The 20768-nt window shown below is 70.2% G+C and carries 18 protein-coding genes and 1 tRNA gene; 6 read left to right on the top strand and 13 right to left on the bottom strand.

Annotation, left to right across the window (positions count from 1 at the left end; all coding sequences use genetic code 11):
* Positions 1 to 7 precede the first annotated feature (7 nt).
* Genes RI211_RS00125 through RI211_RS00150 form a run of 6 tightly spaced genes read right to left on the bottom strand, consistent with a single transcriptional unit; the run spans position 8 to position 7146 of the window.
* Positions 8 to 1759: a serine/threonine-protein kinase gene (locus tag RI211_RS00125; protein WP_259954803.1), complete on the bottom strand. Its 1752-nt coding sequence runs from the start codon at positions 1757 to 1759 to the stop codon at positions 8 to 10.
* The gene (locus RI211_RS00130; RefSeq protein ID WP_268777826.1) at positions 1756 to 3210 is read right to left on the bottom strand and encodes a peptidoglycan D,D-transpeptidase FtsI family protein; all 1455 of its coding nucleotides are present in this window, start codon (positions 3208 to 3210) and stop codon (positions 1756 to 1758) included. The genes RI211_RS00125 and RI211_RS00130 overlap by 4 nt, the downstream gene beginning before the upstream one ends.
* A 1-nt stretch (position 3211) precedes the next feature.
* Positions 3212 to 4597, bottom strand: a complete 1386-nt coding sequence (locus RI211_RS00135; RefSeq protein ID WP_187662805.1) for an FtsW/RodA/SpoVE family cell cycle protein — start codon at positions 4595 to 4597, stop codon at positions 3212 to 3214.
* On the bottom strand, positions 4594 to 5898 hold the full coding sequence (locus RI211_RS00140) for a PP2C family protein-serine/threonine phosphatase (protein ID WP_060922719.1): 1305 nt from the start codon (positions 5896 to 5898) through the stop codon (positions 4594 to 4596). Before RI211_RS00140 ends, RI211_RS00135 begins: the two co-directional genes overlap by 4 nt.
* Positions 5899 to 5905: 7 nt before the next feature.
* On the bottom strand, positions 5906 to 6424 hold the full coding sequence (locus tag RI211_RS00145; protein ID WP_315636787.1) for an FHA domain-containing protein FhaB/FipA: 519 nt from the start codon (positions 6422 to 6424) through the stop codon (positions 5906 to 5908).
* Entirely contained in the window at positions 6421 to 7146 is a 726-nt protein-coding gene (locus RI211_RS00150; RefSeq protein WP_315636788.1) for an FHA domain-containing protein, read from the bottom strand. Before RI211_RS00150 ends, RI211_RS00145 begins: the two co-directional genes overlap by 4 nt.
* A gap of 145 nt (positions 7147 to 7291) precedes the next feature.
* Here RI211_RS00150 and RI211_RS00155 point away from each other — a divergent pair.
* The 4 genes from RI211_RS00155 (at position 7292) to RI211_RS00170 (ending at position 15317) form a co-directional block, all read left to right on the top strand.
* A tRNA-Leu gene (locus tag RI211_RS00155) sits at positions 7292 to 7374 on the top strand.
* A gap of 87 nt (positions 7375 to 7461) precedes the next feature.
* A complete protein-coding gene (locus RI211_RS00160; RefSeq protein WP_315636789.1) occupies positions 7462 to 7929 on the top strand; it encodes a hypothetical protein in 468 nt (155 codons plus the stop codon).
* Positions 7930 to 8154: 225 nt separating this feature from the next.
* Entirely contained in the window at positions 8155 to 14784 is a 6630-nt protein-coding gene (locus RI211_RS00165; RefSeq protein ID WP_315636842.1) for a CLIPPER-2 domain-containing protein, read from the top strand.
* Between the two features lie 65 nt (positions 14785 to 14849).
* Complete coding sequence (locus RI211_RS00170; RefSeq protein ID WP_315636790.1) at positions 14850 to 15317, top strand: hypothetical protein; 468 nt, start codon at positions 14850 to 14852, stop codon at positions 15315 to 15317.
* Between the two features lie 130 nt (positions 15318 to 15447).
* On the opposite strand, the gene RI211_RS00175 is transcribed toward RI211_RS00170, so the two are convergent.
* From RI211_RS00175 to RI211_RS00195, 5 genes are all read right to left on the bottom strand, one after another.
* Positions 15448 to 16584, bottom strand: a complete 1137-nt coding sequence (locus tag RI211_RS00175) for a calcium:cation antiporter (protein ID WP_315636791.1) — start codon at positions 16582 to 16584, stop codon at positions 15448 to 15450.
* Positions 16585 to 16705: 121 nt separating this feature from the next.
* Positions 16706 to 17509, bottom strand: coding sequence for an SDR family NAD(P)-dependent oxidoreductase (locus RI211_RS00180; RefSeq protein WP_315636792.1), 804 nt, complete (start codon positions 17507 to 17509; stop codon positions 16706 to 16708).
* A complete protein-coding gene (locus RI211_RS00185; protein WP_315636793.1) occupies positions 17506 to 17979 on the bottom strand; it encodes a MarR family winged helix-turn-helix transcriptional regulator in 474 nt (157 codons plus the stop codon). The genes RI211_RS00180 and RI211_RS00185 overlap by 4 nt, the downstream gene beginning before the upstream one ends.
* A 27-nt stretch (positions 17980 to 18006) precedes the next feature.
* Complete coding sequence (locus RI211_RS00190) at positions 18007 to 18321, bottom strand: hypothetical protein (RefSeq protein WP_187662818.1); 315 nt, start codon at positions 18319 to 18321, stop codon at positions 18007 to 18009.
* Positions 18318 to 18584 (bottom strand): hypothetical protein, encoded by a 267-nt coding sequence (locus RI211_RS00195; RefSeq protein ID WP_315636794.1) that lies wholly within the window; start codon positions 18582 to 18584, stop codon positions 18318 to 18320. Before RI211_RS00195 ends, RI211_RS00190 begins: the two co-directional genes overlap by 4 nt.
* Positions 18585 to 18944: 360 nt before the next feature.
* On the opposite strand from RI211_RS00195, the gene RI211_RS00200 reads away from it, so the two are divergent.
* Positions 18945 to 19079, top strand: a complete 135-nt coding sequence (locus tag RI211_RS00200) for a hypothetical protein (RefSeq protein WP_255218720.1) — start codon at positions 18945 to 18947, stop codon at positions 19077 to 19079.
* Positions 19080 to 19228: 149 nt separating this feature from the next.
* Positions 19229 to 19540 (top strand): hypothetical protein, encoded by a 312-nt coding sequence (locus RI211_RS00205; RefSeq protein WP_187662820.1) that lies wholly within the window; start codon positions 19229 to 19231, stop codon positions 19538 to 19540.
* 8 nt (positions 19541 to 19548) lie between these two features.
* Here RI211_RS00205 and RI211_RS00210 read toward each other — a convergent pair whose 3' ends face one another.
* Both RI211_RS00210 and RI211_RS00215 read right to left on the bottom strand, forming a co-directional pair.
* Positions 19549 to 20526 carry an SRPBCC family protein gene (locus tag RI211_RS00210; RefSeq protein WP_315636795.1) on the bottom strand — a complete coding sequence of 326 codons (978 nt, stop codon included), beginning with the start codon at positions 20524 to 20526 and terminating at the stop codon, positions 19549 to 19551.
* On the bottom strand, positions 20523 to 20768 hold the full coding sequence (locus RI211_RS00215) for a hypothetical protein (protein WP_187662822.1): 246 nt from the start codon (positions 20766 to 20768) through the stop codon (positions 20523 to 20525). The genes RI211_RS00210 and RI211_RS00215 overlap by 4 nt, the downstream gene beginning before the upstream one ends.

Consider the following 20768-nt stretch of genomic DNA (forward strand, 5'->3'; position numbering starts at 1 on the left):
ACTCAGGCTACCCTTGGGCGCCGTCGCCGCCGTCACCCTCGCCGTCCTCCGGTGCCACGATCGTGACGGAGAGCGGGGGAGAGGCGTTCGACGTGCGCTGGTCGCCACCGGAGCACAGACCCTGATACGTCGCGATGAGCTGCTTCCCGACGGCGTCGCCGACCGTCACCTGCGCGTTGCGCTCCGTCGGCTGGAAGTTCGGCCCGCCCGAAGCGAAGGTGCCGTTCTGCAGTGACACGACGTAGCCGGACAGCGTCGTGCCACTGGGGCAGGTGAAACCGGTGCCCCAGGAGATCGTCACGGTGCTGCCCGCGACCGGGTCGCCGGTGATCGTCGGCTGGTCGGTCGGCGTCGGCAGCGGCGTGCGGCCGGCGTAGACCGTGAGCGCGATCGGGGTCGTCGTGGCGACGTTCCCCTCCGGCTGCACCCGGTAGACCTTGCCGACGTCGCCGTCGCTCGGGGCGGGGTCGCCCTCACCGCAGGCGATGTCGGAGAACCCGGCCTCCTTGAGCGTCGCGGTCGCGGTGCCGCAGTCCATGCCGTTGAGACCGAGTGCGGTCACGTCGACCCGGGTCTCGTCGGGCGTGGGCTCCTGCGAGGGCGTCTGCGTCTGGGTCTGCGTGGGGGTGCGGCTCGCGGACCCGGTGGGGTCGGGGTCGGCATCCTTGCCCTGGTTGCCGAACAGCGCCCACAGCGTGCCGGCGACGACGATGAGCAGCAGGACCAGCAGCGCGATGAGCGGCCAGGTCCACGCGCTCTTCTTCTTCTTTTTCTTCTCCTGCTCCTCCGCTGCGGCCTCATCGGTGGGCAGCTGGGCGGTGGTGGGCAGGATGCGCGTCGTGCCGTCGTCACCGGTCGCAGTGAGCATGCGCGTGGCGTCGTCGTCCCCGGCGATGCCACCCGTCGCGATGGCGGGCACGGCGATGGCGGCGGAGTTCAGGTCTCCGCGGCGGAGGGCCTGGGCCGCACGGGCGACCGTGGCCGAGGAGGACGGGCGGTCCGCCGGCTTCTTCGCGATCATCGCCATGACGAGGTTCTGCACCGGGATCGGGACCGTCGGCGGCAGCGGCGGCGGCTGCTCGTTGATCTGCGCCATGGCGATCGCCACCTGCGACTCGCCGGTGAAGGGGCGCTTGCCGGCAAGGCACTCGTACGCGACGATGCCGAGCGAGTACGTGTCGGTCGCAGGGGAGGCGGGGTGACCAGACGCCTGCTCCGGCGACAGGTACTGCACTGTGCCCATGACCTGACCGGTCGCGGTGAGCGGCACCTGGTCGGCGATCCGGGCGATGCCGAAGTCGGTGATCTTCACACGGCCGTCGGGCGTGATGAGGAGGTTCCCGGGCTTGATGTCGCGGTGCACGAGACCGGCGGCGTGCGCGGCCTGAAGAGCCGAAGCGGTCTGCGCGACGATGTCGAGCGTCTTGTCGGCACTCAGTGCGCCGTCCCGCTCCAGGATCGTCGACAGGGCCTCACCCGGCACGAGCTCCATGACGAGGTACGCGCTGCCGTTCTCCTCGCCGTAGTCGAACACGCTGGCGATGCCCTCGTGGTTGACGAGCGCGGCGTGACGCGCTTCCGCGCGGAACCGCTCGAGGAACCCGGGGTCCCCCATGTACTCGTCCTTGAGGATCTTGATGGCGACGGTGCGTCCGATGACGTGATCCGTCGCCTCCCACACCTCGCCCATGCCGCCGATCGCAATCCGCGACTGCAGCTCGTAGCGACCACCGAACGACACACCCTGCGTCGGCCTCATCTGCCCAGCACCGCCTCTATGACCTTCTTCGCAATAGGAGCGGCGATGGTGTCCCCGCTTCCTGATTGACCCTGTCCGCCGCCGTTCTCGACGACGACCGCTACCGCGACCGCGGGGTCGTCCGCGGGGGCGAACCCCGTGAACCACAGCGTGTGCGGCCTGTTTCCGTTCTCCGCCGTTCCGGTCTTACCGGCCACGTCGACCCCGTCTATTCTTGCACCCTGCGCCGCGCCGTTTGAGACGCTCGCGACCATGGCGGAGGTCACCTCGTCGGCGACGTCCGGCTCCATCGCGCGCCCGAACTCGGTGCTGTCGAACGACCGGATCACCGAGAGGTCGTTGCCGATCACGGCGTCGACCATCTGCGGGTTCATCACGACGCCGTCGTTGGCGATGCCGGCGGAGACCATGGCGATCTGCAGCGGCGTCGCGGTGACCTGTCCCTGCCCGAATCCGGTGAGGGCGGTCTGCGCGTCGTCGAGTCCCTGGGGGTAGCTCGAGGGGGTCGAGGTGAGCGGGATGTCGAAGCTGCGGTTGAACCCGAACTTCTCCGCCATCTCCCGGATCGTGTCATCGCCGAGCTCGACCGCGAGCTCGGCCATGGGGATGTTGCAGCTGAGACGGATCGCCTCGGCGATCGTGACCGTCGCGCCGGAGCCGCAGGTGCCGCCCCACGCGTTGGAGACGCGACTGTTCGAGCCCGGCAGCGTGTACGAGGCGGGGTTGGGGAGGGTCGACTCCGGCGTCCACTCTCCGCTGGCGTAGGCGGCCGCCGCCACGACGATCTTGAAGGTCGACCCCGGGGGATTGAGGTCGCCGGCGATCGCCCGGTTCGACAGTGGTTTGCCGGGGTCGGCCACGAGCTGGTCGTAGGTCGCGTTGGCGGCGTTCGCGTCGTGGGTCGCCATGCTGTTCGTGTCGAAGCCGGGGGTGGACGCCAGCGCGAGGATGCGTCCGGTCTTCGGGTCCATCGCCACGACGGCGCCCTGCAGGCCGTCCAGTGCCTCGGTGGCGGCGCGCTGCGCAGCCGTATTCAACGACAGCTCGACGCTGAACCCGCGCTGGGGCTGACCGGAGAGGATCCGCTCGATCTCCGCGAAGAACGCATTCGAGCCGGTGCCCGAGAGATCGGCGTTCATCGCCTCCTCGATGCCGGTGCTGGAGCCGAGCGCGGGGTTGAAGTAGCCGGTGACGGGCTCCCACATCTCGGCGTCGGTGTAGACGCGCTGGAACCGGTACGTGTCGTCGCTGGGGACCGAGTTGGCGATCGCGGTGCCGTCGACGATGATCGCGCCGCGCTGGATCTCGTAGCTGTCCAACCGGGTGCGCTTGTTGTGCGGGTTCTGCGACAGCCCGTCCGTCTCGACGACCTGGATCCAGCTCGTCGCGGCGAACAGCGCGATGAACATGAACAGCATGACGATGCTGAGTCTGCGGAGTTCTCGTGTCATGTCAGCCGATCACCACCCGGGGCTGACGGCGGACGCCGTCGGAGATGCGGAGGAGGAGTGCCACGATGAGCCAGTTCGCAACGAGCGACGAGCCGCCGGCGGCGAGGAACGGGGTGGTCAGACCGGTCAGCGGGATGACCCGGGTGACACCGCCGACCATGATGAACACCTGCAGCGCGATGGTGAACGACAGGCCCGTGGCGAGCAGCTTGCCGAAATCGTCCTGACCGGCGAGACCGATGCGGACGCCGCGGCTGACGAACACCATGTAGAGGCAGAGGATCGCGAAGAGCCCGATGAGGCCGAGCTCCTCGCCCAGGCTCGTGATGATGTAGTCGCTGTGGGCGAGCGGCGTGATCTCCGGGCGGCCCTGCCCCCAGCCGGTGCCGATGAGGCCGCCGCGGGCGAGCCCGAACAAGCCCTGCATGGGCTGGTATCCGGCGCCGTCGGGGTCGACCTTCGAGGAGTCGAACAGGAAGAGCCAGTTGACGAAGCGGCCCTGCACGTAGCTGAGGATCTGGGAGGCGACGGCGACGCCGGCGACCACGAGGCCGAGACCGATGAGCACCCAGCTCGTCTTGCCTGTCGCGACGTAGAGCATGGCAACGAACATGCCGAAGATGAGCGTTCCGGTACCGAGGTCGCGCTGGACGACGATGATGCCGAGCGAGACGAGCCAGACGACGAGCACGGGTCCGAGCTCGCGCATGCGCGGCCAGGTGATCCCGAGCACTCGCTTGCCCACGGACGTGAGGCTCTCCCGCGTGCGCACCAGGTAGCCGGCGAAGAAGATCGCGAGACAGATCTTGGCGAGCTCTCCGGGCTGGAAGGCGAACATGCCGCCGAGCGACACCCACACCTGTGCGTTCGCGTCGGGGATCCGCAGACCGGGGACGAACGGCAGGAGCAGGAGGAGGATTCCGGCGAGTCCGAAGATGTAGGTGTATCGGAACAGGATCCGGTAGTTGCGCAGCAGGATGACCACCGTGATCGCCCCGGCCAGGGAGATGGCGGTCCAGGCGAGCTGTTTGGTCGAGTAGGCGTTCCACCCGGTGTTCGCGAAGGCGATGTCGATCCGGTAGATCATCGCGACGCCGAGTCCGGTGAGCAGCGTCGCGATGGGGACGACGAAGGGATCGGCGTCGGCGGCGACGAAGCGGAGCACGATGTGCAGCGCGAACGCCAGAGCTGCCAGGCCGCCGCCGATCGCCAGGATCATCGGGTCGATGGTGCCGAGGGCGCCGAGCTGGACGAGGGTGAGGGCGGCGCCGCTGATCGCACAGGCGAAGAGGAGCAGCCAGAACTCGCGGTTGCGCTGCGTCTGCGGCATGCGCAGCCGGCGCAGCGCCTTGATGACCGTGGTGTCGGCCTGGACGTCGGTGCTCACCCGGCACCTCCCGACGGTGTGGCGCTCGGGGAGGGGAGCGGTGTGGGCAGCGGGGTCTGCTCGATGATGTTCGCCTCGGCGCCCGTGCGGAGACGGTCGACGATGGCCATCGCGTCGGAGAGCGAGCGTGCGCTGATCGTGCGCTCGACCGAGGCCCGCTGATACGGGGGCAGGTCGGCGAGGAGGATCTCGGTGTCCTCCACCGGCGTCGACAGCGTGATCGGACCGATGTTCTGCTGCACACCTTGGAAGATCACGACACTGTCCTCATCGGCGCCGATGAAGTAGCGCGTCTGCGTCCAGCTGTAGGCGGCGAACGCGGCGAAGCCCAGCATCGCGAGGACGACGAGGGTGCCAGCGATCCAGCCCAGCCGGCGGCGCTTGGCGCGACGGCGGTCCTCCTCGATCAGCTCCTCGAGGTACTCGGGTGCCGGCTCGAAGTGACTCGGCTCGTTCGCGGCCTGGCGGACCGGATGCAGCCAGTTGCTCCGCGGGGCCCGCACCGGCGGCACGTAGACACCCGACGGGTTCGATGCCGCGCCGACGATCGTGGCGGTGCCGGAGTGGACGGGGTGCTGACCGCCGACGTCGACGATCACGATCGTGACATTGTCCGGGGCGCCGCCGTCGAGGGCCTGCTTGAGGAGGTTGTCCGCCGTGCGGCCGGGGGCGAGCCCGAGCTGCATGGCCTTGAGGATGCGGGCCTCGTCCACGACACCGGAGAGGCCGTCGGAGCAGAGCAGCCAGCGGTCGCCGGGCTGCGCGTGCATGACGAACATGTCCAGCTCGGGGTCGGCGTCCATGTCGCTGAGCACGCGCATGAGCACGGAGCGCCGCGGGTGGTACCTGGCCTCTTCCGGCGTGATGCGGCCGGAGTCGACCAGGCGCTGCACGAAGGTGTGGTCGGCCGTGATCTGCGTCAGCGCGTCGTCGCGGTAGAGGTAGATGCGGGAGTCGCCGATGTGACCGATGACGGCATACTCGTCCACCATGATGATGGCGCTGAGCGTGGTGCCGAGCCCGGCGAGCTCCGGACGATCCTTGGCGGCGCGGATGAGGTCGCCCGCGGCGGTCGTGGCGGCGGCCTGGAGGGCGGCCTGCGCATCCTCCGTGGAGGAGTACGGCTGGTCCAGCGGCTCCATGCGCTGGATCGCGATGCTGGAGGCGACGTCGCCGCCCGCGTGCCCGCCCATGCCGTCGGCGACGACGAACAGGTTCGCCCCGGAGTACCCGGAGTCCTGGTTGTTGGAGCGGACCTTCCCGGTGTGGGAGATCGCGGCGCTCGAGCCTTCGAAGACCATGCCGGCGTCAGGCCCTCAACTCGAACGTCGTCGCGCCGACCTTGACCGGGGTGCCGAGGCTCAGGGAGACCGGGCCGCCCGTCACCCGCTGGCCGGCCACGAACGTGCCGTTCGTCGAGTCGAGGTCCTGGATCGCCCAGGTGTCGCCGCGGAGCAGGAGTCGGGCGTGGTGACTGGAGGTGTAGTCATCGCGGATCACCAGGGCGGATTCGCTGGAGCGTCCGATCGTCATCGCGTCGGAGCCCAGGGGCAGTTCGAGACCCGCCTTCGGCCCGGACGTGATCACGAGACGCTTCGCCGTGGCCACGGTGGCGGGGCCGGTCGACGGTCGCGCGGACGAGGGGCGGGGCGGGGCGGCCGGTGCCGGGGCGGCAGCAGCGGGTGCTCCCGCGGTCGCCTCGGCGGGGAGCTTGCGTGCGCGTACGCCGAACAGGTCGGCGCGCAGCGAGTAGACGACCCCGAACACGAAGAACCACATCAGCACGAGGAAGCCGATGCGGAGCAGGAGCAGGACCAGTTCGCTCATCCGAGGGCTCCGAACACGCGGGTCGCGTCATCGTCGGGGCGAGACGACCGCGACGGGGTGGCGACGGGGACGATGCGGAACACGAGGTCGGTGCGACCGATCGTGATCGTGGTGTCGGAGGGGAGGGCGGCTTCGCGGAGCTTCTGCCCGTCGACCTTCGTGCCGTTGGTGGATCCCATGTCGCGGAGCATGGCGCGCTCGCCGTCCCAGAGGATCTCGGCGTGACGACGGCTCGATCCCGCGTCGGCGATGGTGATGTCGGCGTCCGAGCCACGGCCGATCACGGTGCGGGCGCGCGTGAGGGTGTGCCGGCGCCCGTCGACGTCGACCACGGCCTGCCAGCTCACGCGTCCTTCGACGGTGCCCGAGGTGACGCGCACGGTGCCGGTGGCGACCTTGTCGTCCGCGTCGAGCGTGAGGGACAGGGGGCCGGCGAAGCTGTAGCCCTGTGACTTCGCGTGCTTCGTGAGGAGGGCGTGCAGCTCGTCCGTCAGCGCACCGCCGAGCCCGCGCATGCGCTCCGCGTCGTCGGGGCTCAGACGCACGACGTAGTTGTTGGGCGCGATGATGCGGTCACGGCTCACCACGGCCGCAGTGGTATCCGCCTCGCGTCGCAGCGCCGAAGCGATCTCCACGGGCTGGATGCCGCTGCGGAAGGTCTTCGCGAACGCGCTGTTCACTGCGCGCTCGAGACCCTTCTCAAAGCTGTCAAGTAGTCCCACTGGGCTCCTCTGGCATGCCGACCGGTAGGGACATCGTAGCCAGGTGACCTGGGGGAACGCCGCCGACGCCCCTCCCGGGGGTGTGCAACGAGGCCGAAAACGCGTGATATCCTCGGGAAGTTGAGTTCTTCGGAACGAGACGCTCGCGCGAGTGGCGGAATGGTAGACGCGCTGGCTTCAGGTGCCAGTGTCCTTATGGACGTGGGGGTTCAAGTCCCCCCTCGCGCACAGCGGGTGAATTCATGAAAGAGTCGGTCAGAGTCTGACCGACTCTTTCGTTTTCCCCCGCGAACGTCGACAGAACGGTCTCAGCGCATGAGCCCTTGGATGCACACCGCCGGACTGATCGTCGTCCGGATCGTCCTTCCCGTCGCACTCGTCCTCGTGGGGCTGCTGCTTCTCTGGTACGGCGTCGGCATCGCGGACAGCGATCCGGGAATCGCCTGGGTGATGATGGCGGTCGGGGGAGCGGGCGCCTTGTTGTCCCTCTTTCTGCTCTGGCGACTCAACAACGCCCGCGGGCGCGAGGATTTCCGGTGGTACGTCGTGCCCGAGAACGACGAAGAGGACGAGGACGCCGCCCCGCTGGAGCTGCTCTCGGACGAGGACAGGGAGCGCCTCACCCGCGAGTTGGCCGAGGTGAACCGCCGGTGGCGGGAGGCGCTGGAGGCCGGTTTCCTCTCCGGCGGCTCGCTCGCCGCCCACGAGATCCGTGCGGAACTCGAGGAACGCGCGACGGCTCTGCGCCAGCGACTCGAGGCGCCCTCCACCCGCGAGGATTGACTCGCGTCCTCATCCTGTAGGGACGAAAGTCACCCTGGAGATCCATGATCCTCCGCCTTACTCTCGGCGGTATCCCAGTTCGGCGGGTGGGCGGTCTGGGCACGGAACAGGGGAGTGTTCATGCAGTTCTCTCTGCATACGAATTCCGAGCGTGAACAGAAGAACAGGGACCGGAGAACGCGGCGGCGTCTGTTGTCGCCCGGGCGGCCGTGGGCGGTGGCGACGATGCTCGCGCTCGTGCTCGGATCGCTGGTCGCGCCGGTGCTGCCGGCGACGGCAGCGCCCGGTGACCCGGCGCAGCTGTACCTCGGCGTCTCGTACGAAGGTCCGATCGTCGGCTCCGACAAGGACCTCACGGCACCCACGGAGTGCCCGGCGAACTCGGTCCTCACCGCGGTGCAGACGGAGAACCGGACGGCGGATGCCCCGGGCGCGACCGGCAACTCGATCCTCACGCGCTTCAGTCTGCAGTGCTCCACGATCACCGTGAGCAACGCGGGGGTCATCACCGCGACGGTGAACCCCACCTGGATCACCGGACCGGTCTACGACCAGAGTCGCGGCAACGTGCAGACGGCGACGTGTCCGGCGAACACCTTCGTGCACCGGATCACGGGTACGACCTTCGTCGGCGATAATGGCGCCCGCTGGCCCTCCTCGGTGCAGATCACGTGTCGTCCGATGACCTTCACGGCGACCGGCGAGCTGCGGGTCAACCTCGCGGCGACCCCCACCGTCCTCACCGCAGGCCAGAACTTCAACACCAACGGCGGTCTTGACACGCCGACACCCCGATGTGGCCCCGCCGGAACGACCGGAACGAGCGACATCGTCGTGCGCGGTTACCGGGCGCAGAGCGGTGGCGAGGGCATCGACGGCTTCAACCCCTCCTGTACGACCATCCCCGACGACTTCGGCGATGCGCCGGCCAGCTACGGATCGGTCTCCCAGGAGCTCAATGCGGCGACGTATCTGGGGTGGTCGGCCGATGCCGAAGGCGCCATGCAGTACAGCGCGAACGCCACGGGCGACAACGTGGTCGGCGGTACGGCCCCGAACCAGACCATCAACGACGAGACGGGGGTGGCGTCGTTCGGGCCGATCATGGCGAGCGTGACCAACACGTACTCGGTGTCGGTCCTGGCGTCGAACAAGGTGCCAGGCGTGCCGGCGACCCTGGTCGGCTGGATCGACTTCAACCGCAACGGCGTGTTCGACGCGAACGAGGGTGCCACCGCGGCGGTGCCCGCAGGGACGGCGGACGGCTCGTCGGTGACGCTGAACTGGTCCGGCATCGCCTCCCAGACGGTGGGCGGGCAGACGTTCGCGCGGTTCCGCATCCAGAGCGGGACGGGGCTGACGACGGCGACCCCGACGGGGACCGGCGGCCCGGGTGAGGTGGAGGACTATGCCCTCGCGATCACGGCTCCGGCGCCGTCTCTGGCGTTGACGAAGACGGTCACGCCGACGACCGCCAGCGCGGCGGGGGACACGGTCACGTACTCGTTCGCGGTCTCCAACACCGGCAACGTCGCCGTCTCGGGACTCGGCATCCGCGAGTCCGCGTTCAGCGGGACGGGAACCCTCGGGGCGGCGAACTGCGCGGCGACGACACTCGCCGTGGGGCAGAACACGACCTGTACGGCGGCGTACACGCTGACCCAGGCGGACATCGATGCCGGAACGGTGACGAACACCGCGCTCGCGACCGGTACCTCCGAGGCCAACACGGGTGTGGAGAGCAACCCGAGCACCGCGACGGTCACCACGACCCGTACCCCGGCGCTCACGGTCGTGAAGTCGGCCACCCCATCCGGCCCCGACGAGTTCACGGTCGGACAGGTGATCGACTACTCGTTCATCGTGACCAACACGGGCAACGTGACCGTCTCGAACATCGCGGTGAACGAGACCGCGTTCACCGGTTCCGGCACCCTCTCGGCCGCGGTGTGCCCGACGGCACCGCTCGCCCCGGGCGCGCAGGCCACCTGTACCGCGAGCTACACCTTGACCCAGGCGGACGTGAACGGGGGATCGGTCAGCAACACCGCGACCGCCACCGGCGTGCCGCCGGGGTCGCTGACGCCTCCGGTGTCTCCGCCGTCGACGGTGCGCGTGCCGGTGGACCCGGCTCCGGCGATCTCGCTGGAGAAGAGCTCCGAGACGACCGCGATCACGGCCGCCGGGCAGACGATCGACTACTCCTTCCTCGTCACCAACACCGGGAACGTGACCCTGACCGACGTGGGCATCGATGAGGAGGCCTTCTCGGGCACCGGGGCGCTGGACGTGAGCTGCCCGGCCGGCGCCGGATCCCTCGCCCCGGGGGCCGAAGTCACCTGCACCGCGAGCTACACGGTGACGGCTGCGGACTACAACACCTCGGCGCTCACGAACACGGCCACCGCCACGGGCACGCCGCCGACCGGCACGGCACCGGTGTCCTCGCCGTCCACCGTCGAGATCCCCGTCACCGCCGCCCCGGCGCTCACGGTGGCGAAGTCGGCGGACCGCACGGAGATCACCGCAGCCGGACAGACGATCACCTACTCGTTCCTCATCACGAACACGGGGAACGTGACGATCGCCGACGTCGGAGTGACGGAGACGTCGTTCACCGGAACGGGAACCGCCCCCGTCATCACCTGTCCCGCGGCCGCCGCCTCCCTGGCCCCGGGCGCGCAGGTGACGTGTACCGCGCCCTACGTGGTGACGCAGGCCGACATCGATGCCGGCGGCGTGACGAACACCGCGACCGTGACGGGCGAGCCCCCCACGGGCGAGCCGCCGGTGTCGCCGCCGTCGACCGTGGTGGTCCCTGCGGACGAGACGCCCGCGATCACCCTCGTCAAGACCGCCGATCCGACGTCGATCACCGCCGCCGGGGCGACCGTCGACTACGCGTTCGTCGTGACCAACACCGGCAACGTGACCCTGACGGGCATCTCCGTGACCGAGACCGCCTTCTCCGGCACGGGCACGGCGCCGACGATCAGCTGCCCCGCAGCCGCGGCGACGCTCGCCCCGGCGGCCCAGGTCACCTGCACGGCGTCCTACACCGCGACTCAGGTCGACGTCGACGCCGGCCAGGTCACGAACACGGCCACGGCGACGGGCACGCCGCCCCGCGACCTCGAGCCTCCGGTCTCCACCCCCTCCACCGCGATCGTCACCGTGCCGAGCAGCCCCGCCCTCACGGTCGCGAAGTCGGCCGACCGGACGGAGATCACGGCCGCGGGCCAGACCATCACCTACTCCTTCCTCGTCACCAACACCGGCAACGTGACCATCGCGGACGTGACCGTCGACGAGGTGTCGTTCACCGGGACCGGCGCGGCTCCGGTCGTCACCTGCCCCGCAGCGGCCGCGTCCCTCGCGCCCGGGGCCCAGGTCACCTGCACCGCGACCTACGAGGTGACCCAGGCCGACATCGATGCGGGTGGCGTGACGAACACCGCCACCGTGACGGGCGACCCGCCCGGAACCCTCGAGCCGCCGGTGTCGCCGCCGTCGGAGGTCGAGGTGCCGTCGATCGAGACGCCCGGCATCACCGTGGTGAAGTCGGCCGATCCCTCCACCGCCGCCGGCTACACGGTCGGCACGGAGATCACCTACACGTTCGTCGTGACGAATACGGGCAACGTGACCCTCACCGACGTGACGGTGCAGGACACGGCCTTCACGGGCTCGGGCGAGCTGTCGGCGATCACCTGTCCGGCGGGGGCCGCGGCGCTCGCGCCGGGAACCCAGATCGCCTGCACCGCCACGTACACGCTGACGCAGACCGACGTCGACTCGGGGCAGCTGTCGAACACGGCGACGGCGACCGGAACGCCGCCTTCCGGCACGCCGCCGGTGTCGCCGCCGTCGACGGTGGAGATCCCGGGTGACCCGGCGCCGGCGCTGACCGTGGCGAAGACCGCGGATCGAACCGAGATCACGGCGGCGGGGCAGACGATCACCTATTCCTTCCTGGTGACCAACACCGGTAACGTCACGGTGCGCGACGTGACCGTGGACGAGGGCACCTTCACGGGCACAGGGACGGCTCCGGTCGTGACCTGTCCGGCGGGTGCGGCCACCATGGCACCCGGGGCGCAGGTCACGTGCACCGCCGAGTACGTCGTCACGCAGGCGGACATCGACGCGGGCGGGGTGACGAACACCGCGACCGTGACGGGTACTCCGCCGTCGGGGGAGCCGCCGGTGTCGCCGCCGTCCGAGGTCGAGGTGCCGTCGGAGCCGTCGCCGGGCCTGACGGTGTCGAAGACGGCGGACCGGACCGAGATCACGGCCGCCGGCCAGACGATCACCTATTCGTTCCTCGTGGTGAACACCGGCAACGTGACGCTGACGGACGTCGAGGTGACGGAGGCCTCGTTCACCGGCACCGGGACCCCGCCGGTCATCGAGTGCCCGGCCGCGGTGGCGTCGCTCGCCCCCGGGGACGAGGTGACCTGCACGGCGGAGTACGTCGTCACGCAGGCCGACGTGGATGCGGGTGGTGTGACGAACACTGCGACGACGACCGGTACTCCGCCGTCGGGGGAGCCGCCGGTGTCGCCGCCGTCCGAGGTCGAGGTGCCGTCGGAGCCGTCGCCGGGCCTGTCGGTGGTGAAGTCGTCCGACCGGACCACGATCACCGCGGCCGGCCAGACGATCACCTACTCCTTCCTGGTGACCAACACGGGCAACGTGACGATCGCCGACGTGACGGTCGAGGAGACGGGCTTCACCGGCACCGGCACGGCTCCGGTCGTGACGTGTCCGGCGGGGGCCGCGTCGCTCGCGCCGGGAGACCAGGTCACCTGCACCGCGCCGTATGTGGTCACGCAGGCCGACCTCGACGGCGGCGGGGTGACGAACACCGCGACCGTGACCGGCACGCCGCCCTCGGGTGAGCCCCCGGTGTCACCGCCCTCGACCGTGCTGGTCCCCGGCGACCCGGCACCCGCGCTGACCGTGGCGAAGACGGCGGACCACACGGAGATCACCGCGGCGGGCCAGACGATCACCTATTCGTTCCTCGTCACCAACACCGGCAACGTCACGCTCACGGAGGTGGGCGTGGACGAGGTCTCGTTCACCGGTACCGGCACCGCGCCGGTGGTGACCTGCCCCGCGGGAGCAGAATCGCTCGCCCCGGGGGCGGAGGTGACGTGCACCGCACCGTACGTCGTGACGCAGGCCGACATCGATGCGGGCGGCGTGACCAACACGGCCACCGGTACGGGAACGCCGCCGTCCGGGGAGCCGCCGGTGTCGCCGCCGTCGACGGTCAGGGTGCCGTCAGACGGGTCGCCGGCCCTCACGGTCGCCAAGACGGCGGACCTCACCGAGATCTCGGCCGCAGGGCAGACGATCACGTACTCGTTCCTCATCACCAACACGGGCAATCTGACGATGACGGACGTCGGTGTCGAGGAGGTGTCGTTCTCGGGGACGGGAACCGCGCCGGTGGTCACGTGTCCTGCCGAGGCGGCATCGCTGGCCCCGGGAGCGACGGTGACCTGCACCGCGCCGTACGTGGTCACCCAGGCCGATGTGGACGCCGGGCGACTGACGAACACGGCTGTCGCGACGGGGGAGCCCCCGACGGGACCGCCGACCAGCGAGCCGCCGGTCACGCCGCCGTCGACGGTCGAGGTCCCCGGCGACCGGAACCCGGCGATCACGGTCGTGAAGTCGGCCACCCCGAATGCTCCGGACTCCTATGTGGTGGGCCAGGAGGTCACGTACTCGTTCGTCGTGACCAACAGCGGCAACGTCACGCTGACGGATGTCGTGGTGAACGAGGGGGTGTTCTCGGGGACGGGGACGCTGTCGGCGATCGACTGCCCGGCAGGCACCGCATCGATGGCCCCCGGGGCGCAGCTCGTCTGCACCGCGTCGTACGTGCTGACGCAGGCGGACATCGACGCCGGTCAGGTGACGAACTCCGCCACGGCGACCGGCGTCCCGCCCGGGGATCTGCAGCCTCCCGTGTCGCCGCCGTCGGAGACGCGCGTCCCGGCGCTTCCCGCCCCCGGCCTGAACATCGTGAAGTCCGCGACCCCGGCCGTGATGACCACCGTGGGGGAGACTCTGGAGTACTCCTTCGTGGTCACCAACACGGGCAACGTGACGCTGGCGGACGTGGCCGTCGACGACACCGACTTCTCCGGGGAGGGCGAGCTGTCGGCGGTCACATGCCCGGATGAAGCGGCCCGCATCATCCCGGGGCAGACGGTGACCTGCACGGCGACGTACACGACCACTCAGGCCGACGTGGACGCCGGACGGCTGACGAACACCGCGACGGCCACGGCGACACCGCCCACGGGCACGCCGCCGGTGTCACCGCCGTCGACCGTGGAGGTGCCGTTCGACGGGACCAACTCCCTCGCGATCGAGAAGCGGGCGACGACCGTCGACGTCAACGCCAACCGGATCATCGACCTCGGCGATCGCGTGGAGTGGACGATCATCGTCACCAACACCGGGGCACAGACGGTTTCCGACATCGCCGTGTCAGACCCGACGGCCGGTGCGGTCACCTGCCCGGCGACGAGCCTCGCCTCCGGGGAGCAGATGACATGCACAGTGCCCCCGCACACCATCGACGCCGCGGACGTGCGTCGCGGCGAGGTGCGAAACGTCGCGACGGTGACCGGGAACACGCCGGACGGGCCCATCGATCCGCCGACCTCGCAGACGATCACCCGAGTGGTCCCCACCCCGCCGACCGGTCTCGCGGTCACGGGCGGCACGCTCGCCGCCGGCGGCCTGCTGTTCGGCGGAGTGACGGTCCTCGCCGGCCTAGGGCTCGGCCTCACGCGGCTGCGACGGCGAGAGGAAGAGCAGGAACAGCGCTGACCGAGCGGTCGTCCGTGGCGGGTGCGATCACCCGCCACGGACGGCGCCGGTCGAAGGAGGATTTCATGATGTCGGCACGCCACCGCAGGATCGCGCGTCTCACGGCGCCGCTCCTGATCGTCGGGTTCCTGCTGAGCGCCTGCACTCCCGCCGAGGAGGAGCCGGCCCCGACCCCGACGGCTGCGGACGGGGCGCCGCAGATCCCCGGTGAAGACAAAGGCGTCGTCGGAGCGACGAGCGTGCCGGAGGACGTGCCGGACGCCCCGGAAGTGCGCGCCGGGACCCAGATCACGACGTGCACCACCGAGGACGACGGCGGGACGGCGACAGGGGTGGTCGGCAACCCCACGGACGAGGATGCGACCTATGTCGTGACCGTGTTCTTCACCACCGACGCGGCCACGGTCGTAGGGTCCGGTCAGGCGACGGTGGAGGTCCCTGCGGGCGAGGAAGCCGACTGGTCCCTCACCGCGGACTTCGTGCCGCCGAGCGACCTCCGCTGCGCGCTGCGCGGGGCCGGCGCCGCGTCCTGAACCGACCGCCGTCGACGGGCGCCGCTACGGCGCGGGGACGTATCGCGCGAGCGGGTCGAAGGGAGGCTGCGAGGAGAGGTCCCTCTTCATCCCGAAGCCCGTCCACGCCGAGCTGACCCGCTGAGGCGGCTCAACCGAAGAGGATGAGCACGTAGACGGCGAAGGTCGCCAGGTGCGCGGCCCCGTGCATCGCGGTGACCCGCTTCGCCGCGAACGTCGTCACCGACAGCAGCAGGGTGACGGCGAGCATGAGGAGGTTGGCCGGCGACTCGGCGAGCACCACCTCCTGCCCGGTGAGCATGCCGATCAGGAGGACCGCCGGAATGGTCAGGCCGACCGTCGACACGAGCGCCCCGTGGCAGAGATTGTTCACGCGCTGGGCCTCGCCGTTCAGGGCCGCGCGGATCGAGGTGATCGACTCCGGGAGGAACACGATGCCGGCGATCAGCAGCCCCGCCAGGGCGACGGGAGCGCCGAGCCGGCCGAGACCGTCGTCGAGCAGGGCCGCCATGTCGTGCGAGAGCAGCACGATGGGGACGACGGTGACGACGAGGAGGACGAGGCGGGCCAGCACCTCGACGCGGTGGGCTGCGAGCACCGCGCGGATGGGGGTCCGCGGTGCCGCGTTCGCCGCCGTGTGGGTCGTCCGCCGGCGCTCGTCCACCTCGGTGAAGTCATCGGCCTGCGCACCCATCTGCCGGAACAGGAAGAACGCGTACAGGACGAGTGTGAGCACGATGATCGGGATCTCCTGGCCGACCGTGTACGCACCGCCGTGGCCGATGAGCCCCGGAAGTCCGAACGCCAGAGCGACGAGGACCACGAGCATCGACAGGTACGCGGATGTGCCGGTGCGGTTGTGCGCCATGCCCCGATGGCGGAGTCCGCCGAGGAGGAGGGCCAGGCCGATGACGAGGTTGAGGATGATCATGGAGACGGCCATGACCGAGTCGCGCGCGATGGTGGCGTGCTCGCCCGGCCCGAGCATGACCGCCGAGATGAGGATCACCTCGATGAGCACGATCGACAGGGTCAGCACCAGGGAGCCATAGGGATCGCCCAGCCGGTGGGCGAGGGCCTCGGCCTGCTTCACGACGCCGAACGCGCACACGAGGATCACGGCGACGATCGCGAGGAGGGCGACGAGCAGGAGTGGTCCCGGCACGGGAGGCGCGAGCAACGGGTGCAGGGCGAGCAGAGCGACGACGGCGCCCCACCCCAGGGCCACACGCAGCACGTCGGTGCGGGTGATGAACGACCGGATCATGACGGACTCCTTCATGAGTCAGTCGTCGTGTGCGGGTACTGCTCCCTCGTCCGCTGCTCCGGGTGCCGGAGACACCTCAGGATACCCGCGCTCCCGGAACAGCGGCTGAGCAGTGCAGGTCTCAGCTCTGGAGGGCGTCGTTCCAGGACCAGATGTCGTCGCCGCGCAGGACGGCGTCGGCTCCGCCGTCGCAGTAGATCGTCTGACCCGCCATGTGGGTGTTGACCGGGCTGGTCAGCCAGACGAGGAGCTCGGCGATGGAGGACGCCGGCTGGTGGTAGTTCAGGGGCATCGGCACGGCGGCGTCCACCATGGCCAGACCCTCGGGCGAGTCGAGCAGGCCCGCGGTCATTGCCGTGATGACGGTGCCGGGGGCGACGGCGTTCAGCGGGATGCCCGTTCCCGCCCACGCCGGGGTGATGCTCTCGCGACGGACCCACCGCGACAGGGCGCGCTTGCTGGACGAGTAGTTGAGGAACCCGGCCTCGGGCGTCGCGGCCAGGCGGTCGCCGATCTCGATCGCGCGCGCCTCGTCGCCGGCGAGGGCCACGTCGACGAGCTCGGGCGACACCGGCTGCAGCGAGGCCATCGACGACACCACGGCGGCGCGCGGCGCATCGGCCAGGCTCAGCGTGGGCTGCAGCGCGGCCAGGAACTCGGTCACGCCGAAGAAGTTGATGGACATCGTCTTCGAGATCGGCGCCGAGATGCCGGCGCAGGCGATGACGGCGTCGATCCCGTCGTCGGCCGCCTCGACCACGGCGCTCGCCGCGGCCAGACGCCCCTCGTGGGTGGACAGATCTCCGTCGACCTCGACGCCGGCGAGGTCGACGCCGATGACGGTGTGGCCCTGAGAGCGGAGCAGCTCGGCGGTGGCGGCGCCGATGCCGGATGCGGATCCGGTGACGACATAGGTGCGGGTCATGGGGTTTCCTCCTTGATGGACACGACCGGCGGCGTGCCGGACAGTGCGGTGACGAAGCGGCCGAGCTGGCGGCGGAATCCGTCGATCTCGTCCGGTGACCAGCCTGCGACCGCATCGCCGACCATGCGATGGCCGGCCTCGACCAGGCGCGCATAGGCCGTCCGGCCCGCGTCCGTCAGGCGCACCTCGACCGTGCGTCCCGAGCGCACGGGGTCGACGACGCCCTGCGTCGCCATGCGGGCGACGAGCTTCGACGTGGTCGGCCGCGACAGTGTCGCGTGTGCGGCCAGGTCGCCGAAGCCCATCGCGCCTCCGTTCATCCCGAGCAGGTAGAGCGCGCGGATGGCGGACGGATCGAGGGCGACGTCGACGGCCTCGGCGACCTGGCGTTGCAGATCGCTCTCACTCCATTCCGACACCACGCGGACGAGGGCCAGGTGGATGTCGGCGACGTCTTCGCCGGTGGTCATGTGTCCAGGGTACGCCTCAAAGTTGCCTCAGGCAACAGTTGTGATGTATCCCGCGCTCGCGGTGTCCTCCGCGAGGGTGAAGAAATGCCGATCGCCTGCCCGCCGCGCACGCCGCCACCGGCGCTGCTGCCCGTCGGCATAATCGAGCACGATCCACGCGGGCGGAGGTGTGCCCTGCGGACCGAGGACGAATGAGCACGCCCCGAGGCCGGGGGAGGCGAGTTCGGCGACGAAGCGGTCGTCGCCGGGTGCGAAGGGTGCGGTCTCGTGGAGCTCTGCCGGCTGCAGGCGGAGGACGGTGTCGGAGTGCTCCCGGACGTCGGAGCGGAGTCGACGCCTCATGCGACACCGCCTCGGCGTGCCGCCCACTCGCGGGTGTCGCGGACGCCCTGCGCATCGAGGTAGGCGCGGATCACGTCCGCGGTCAGGCGGATCTGCGCCTCCGTGCCCATCGCCGCCTGCATGACGCCGATCGCGGGCGCGGGCTTCCCGTCCACCCGCTCGAGCGCCTCCCAGACGATGTCCTCGCGGCCGCCGCGACCCAAGGAGTGCGGCATCGAGGTGAACCCCGTGCGGCGATGGTCGGTGGATCGTGTCTCTGGCATGGGGATTCCTCTCTCGGGGCGGATGGGCAGGCTCGCGCCGAGGGGCGTGTGTCCCTCGCGCTGCGCACGTCGGACCGCGGGGGTGCTCTCCCCGACTCCGGCGCACGGGCTGCGGCGGCGCGCCTCCGCAGGCGGCCCTCTGAGTGGCGTGCGGAGCGGTCTGCCTGACCGGTTGCTGTCCTCCGACCGTACCACGTTATTTTGAGTCATTCAAAAGAAGTGAGAGACGATCACGGTTCCGTACAGGGTTGCAGAGCGATTCGCTCAGGCGTTTTTCTCCCGTTCAGCGGGAAATTTGACTTCCCTGTGCTTCCGGGTATGGTCGGGGGTTACGCCAGCCAGTCACAAAGGGGAAGCGCCATGTCAGGAAAGTCCACACCGGGTCGCGCTGGAAAGAAGGCGCCGCAGCTCTCTCTCAAGGAGAAGCGGGCGGCGAAGCGCGCGAAGAACGCCCCGGACGAGTTCCTCAAGCCTCGCAAGGGCGCGAAGAGCTGAGGACTCCGGCCCGGCGGGTGCGGCGCTCGATCGTGGCACCCGCCGGTACCCGGGCGATGGGCTACCGGGGTGCCGCCGCTGTGTCAACGGGCCTGTCCTGAGCGCCGATCCGACGCACGCTGGAGTCTCCGTCACGAGAGGAGCGCGTCATGTCGAACCCGGAAGCCTTCATGTACCCGGATGAGCCGCTGCAGCCGGAGGAGCCTCTGCGACCCGAGGAGGAGGACGTCGTCGAGTCCGATGAGGAGCCTTCGAGAGAAGGCATCGCGGCACACCTCGCCGAGCGCGGAGGCGACGATCCGGACGCGCTTCAGGATGTGCCGGCCGGCGGGGCCGGAGCCGACGCCGGCGCGGGGAACGCGGCCCGCGTGGACCCTGCGTCGAAGAACCCGCCGGAGCCCGCCTACGAGTCGACCCACAGCAAGGAGCCCGGCGTCGGTCCGCGGCATGAAGAGGGCTGAGCGACCGATCAGCGGAAGACCCGACTGATTCCGCTCTCGACCTGCACGAGTTGGATGAACACCAGCCCGCGCAGGAGGGGCGCGAGGGGCGACCGCAGCGCTCGTCGGATCGGTCCGCGTGGCCTGGTCTCCCATGTCAGCGTCGTCCGCAGCTGTGTGCCGCCCGCCGCCGGTTCGAGCGCGAGGGCGAGGAGGCGCGGGTTCGCGTTCGGGGCGTCGGGATGCTCGAAGCGCCAGGCCACGTGTGTGGGATCCTCCGGCGCCGAACGGGTCACCCGGAGGCGATGGAATGCCGGCTTGCGCCGGAGTGGCCGTCCGTCGGGGGCCGTCGTGGGGGCGAACGCCTCCCAGGGACCGTCCTCGGGTCCCGGGAGGATGGTGGCGACGCTCTGATCCCAGTCCGGGAGACGGTCGGCGGTCGAGAGCAGTGTCCAGACATCCGTCATGGCGGCCGGGATGAACATCGAGCGTGACCCGGAGATCCCGGAGATCTCCCGCCGTCGCTGCAGCGGGCGGGCTGCGGCTTCGACCTCATCCAGTTGCACCGTGATGTCGTCCGCCGTCACGGCGAGCCGGTCGAGGATGGCGGTGATCAGGCCGCTGGGCTCCTCGAGAAGGGCGCGGAGCACGGCGGCCGAGTCGCCCTGTCGGCCGCCCCCTGTGGCGGCGCGGAGCACCGCGAGGGCGCGGTCCGTCCAGTCGTAGCCCTCGGTCTCGTGGAAGACGATGCGACCGGGGCCGATCGAAGGGGCGTCCACGCCCACGGCCTGGAGCTGTCCGGCGTGCTGCGCCTCGACCGCCGTCCGGGTGGCGTCGAGATCGACGCCCACGCGCCGCAGGACCTGTCCGCCGGTGTCGGCATCGAGCGTGAGCGCGAGCAGCAGGTGATCGATGTCGGCATCGCGGACACCCAGGCGTGACGCCTCCTCCATCGCCGCGAGCGAGAGGGTGTGCATGGTCGCAGCGGCCTGCGTGAACCGGCTCATGCGTTCCTCCGCGGTACCGGGATCGTCGGATCGATGCGACGGCTGTGCTTCTTGTGCACGGCCTGCCGCGTGACCCCGAGGGCGTCGGCGACGGCCTGCCAGCTCATCCCGGCGCGGAGCGCGGCCTCCACCTGGCGCAGTTCGAGAGCGTCGGCGAGCGTCCGCAACGAGGCCACTGCGCGCAGCCCCGCACGGGGATCGGTCGTGTCCGCGGCGGCGCGGGCGATGTCGAGGGACTCCAT

This window comes from Microbacterium meiriae, assembly GCF_032364335.1.
Classification (GTDB): domain Bacteria; phylum Actinomycetota; class Actinomycetes; order Actinomycetales; family Microbacteriaceae; genus Microbacterium; species Microbacterium meiriae.

Bases quoted from the DNA above. Each gene is read 5' to 3' on its own strand.
- RI211_RS00180 (WP_315636792.1), bottom strand. From the start codon at position 17,509: ATGACCCGCACCTATGTCGTCACCGGATCCGCATCCGGCATCGGCGCC.
- RI211_RS00190 (WP_187662818.1), bottom strand. From the start codon at position 18,321: ATGAGGCGTCGACTCCGCTCCGACGTCCGGGAGCACTCCGACACCGTC.
- RI211_RS00215 (WP_187662822.1), bottom strand. From the start codon at position 20,768: ATGGAGTCCCTCGACATCGCCCGCGCCGCCGCGGACACGACCGATCCC.
- RI211_RS00130 (WP_268777826.1), bottom strand. From the start codon at position 3,210: ATGACACGAGAACTCCGCAGACTCAGCATCGTCATGCTGTTCATGTTC.
- RI211_RS00125 (WP_259954803.1), bottom strand. From the start codon at position 1,759: ATGAGGCCGACGCAGGGTGTGTCGTTCGGTGGTCGCTACGAGCTGCAG.
- RI211_RS00170 (WP_315636790.1), top strand. From the start codon at position 14,850: ATGATGTCGGCACGCCACCGCAGGATCGCGCGTCTCACGGCGCCGCTC.
- RI211_RS00160 (WP_315636789.1), top strand. From the start codon at position 7,462: ATGAGCCCTTGGATGCACACCGCCGGACTGATCGTCGTCCGGATCGTC.
- RI211_RS00210 (WP_315636795.1), bottom strand. From the start codon at position 20,526: ATGAGCCGGTTCACGCAGGCCGCTGCGACCATGCACACCCTCTCGCTC.
- RI211_RS00175 (WP_315636791.1), bottom strand. From the start codon at position 16,584: ATGATCCGGTCGTTCATCACCCGCACCGACGTGCTGCGTGTGGCCCTG.
- RI211_RS00165 (WP_315636842.1), top strand. From the start codon at position 8,155: ATGCTCGCGCTCGTGCTCGGATCGCTGGTCGCGCCGGTGCTGCCGGCG.
- RI211_RS00200 (WP_255218720.1), top strand. From the start codon at position 18,945: ATGTCAGGAAAGTCCACACCGGGTCGCGCTGGAAAGAAGGCGCCGCAG.
- RI211_RS00185 (WP_315636793.1), bottom strand. From the start codon at position 17,979: ATGACCACCGGCGAAGACGTCGCCGACATCCACCTGGCCCTCGTCCGC.
- RI211_RS00195 (WP_315636794.1), bottom strand. From the start codon at position 18,584: ATGCCAGAGACACGATCCACCGACCATCGCCGCACGGGGTTCACCTCG.
- RI211_RS00205 (WP_187662820.1), top strand. From the start codon at position 19,229: ATGTCGAACCCGGAAGCCTTCATGTACCCGGATGAGCCGCTGCAGCCG.
- RI211_RS00145 (WP_315636787.1), bottom strand. From the start codon at position 6,424: ATGAGCGAACTGGTCCTGCTCCTGCTCCGCATCGGCTTCCTCGTGCTG.
- RI211_RS00140 (WP_060922719.1), bottom strand. From the start codon at position 5,898: ATGGTCTTCGAAGGCTCGAGCGCCGCGATCTCCCACACCGGGAAGGTC.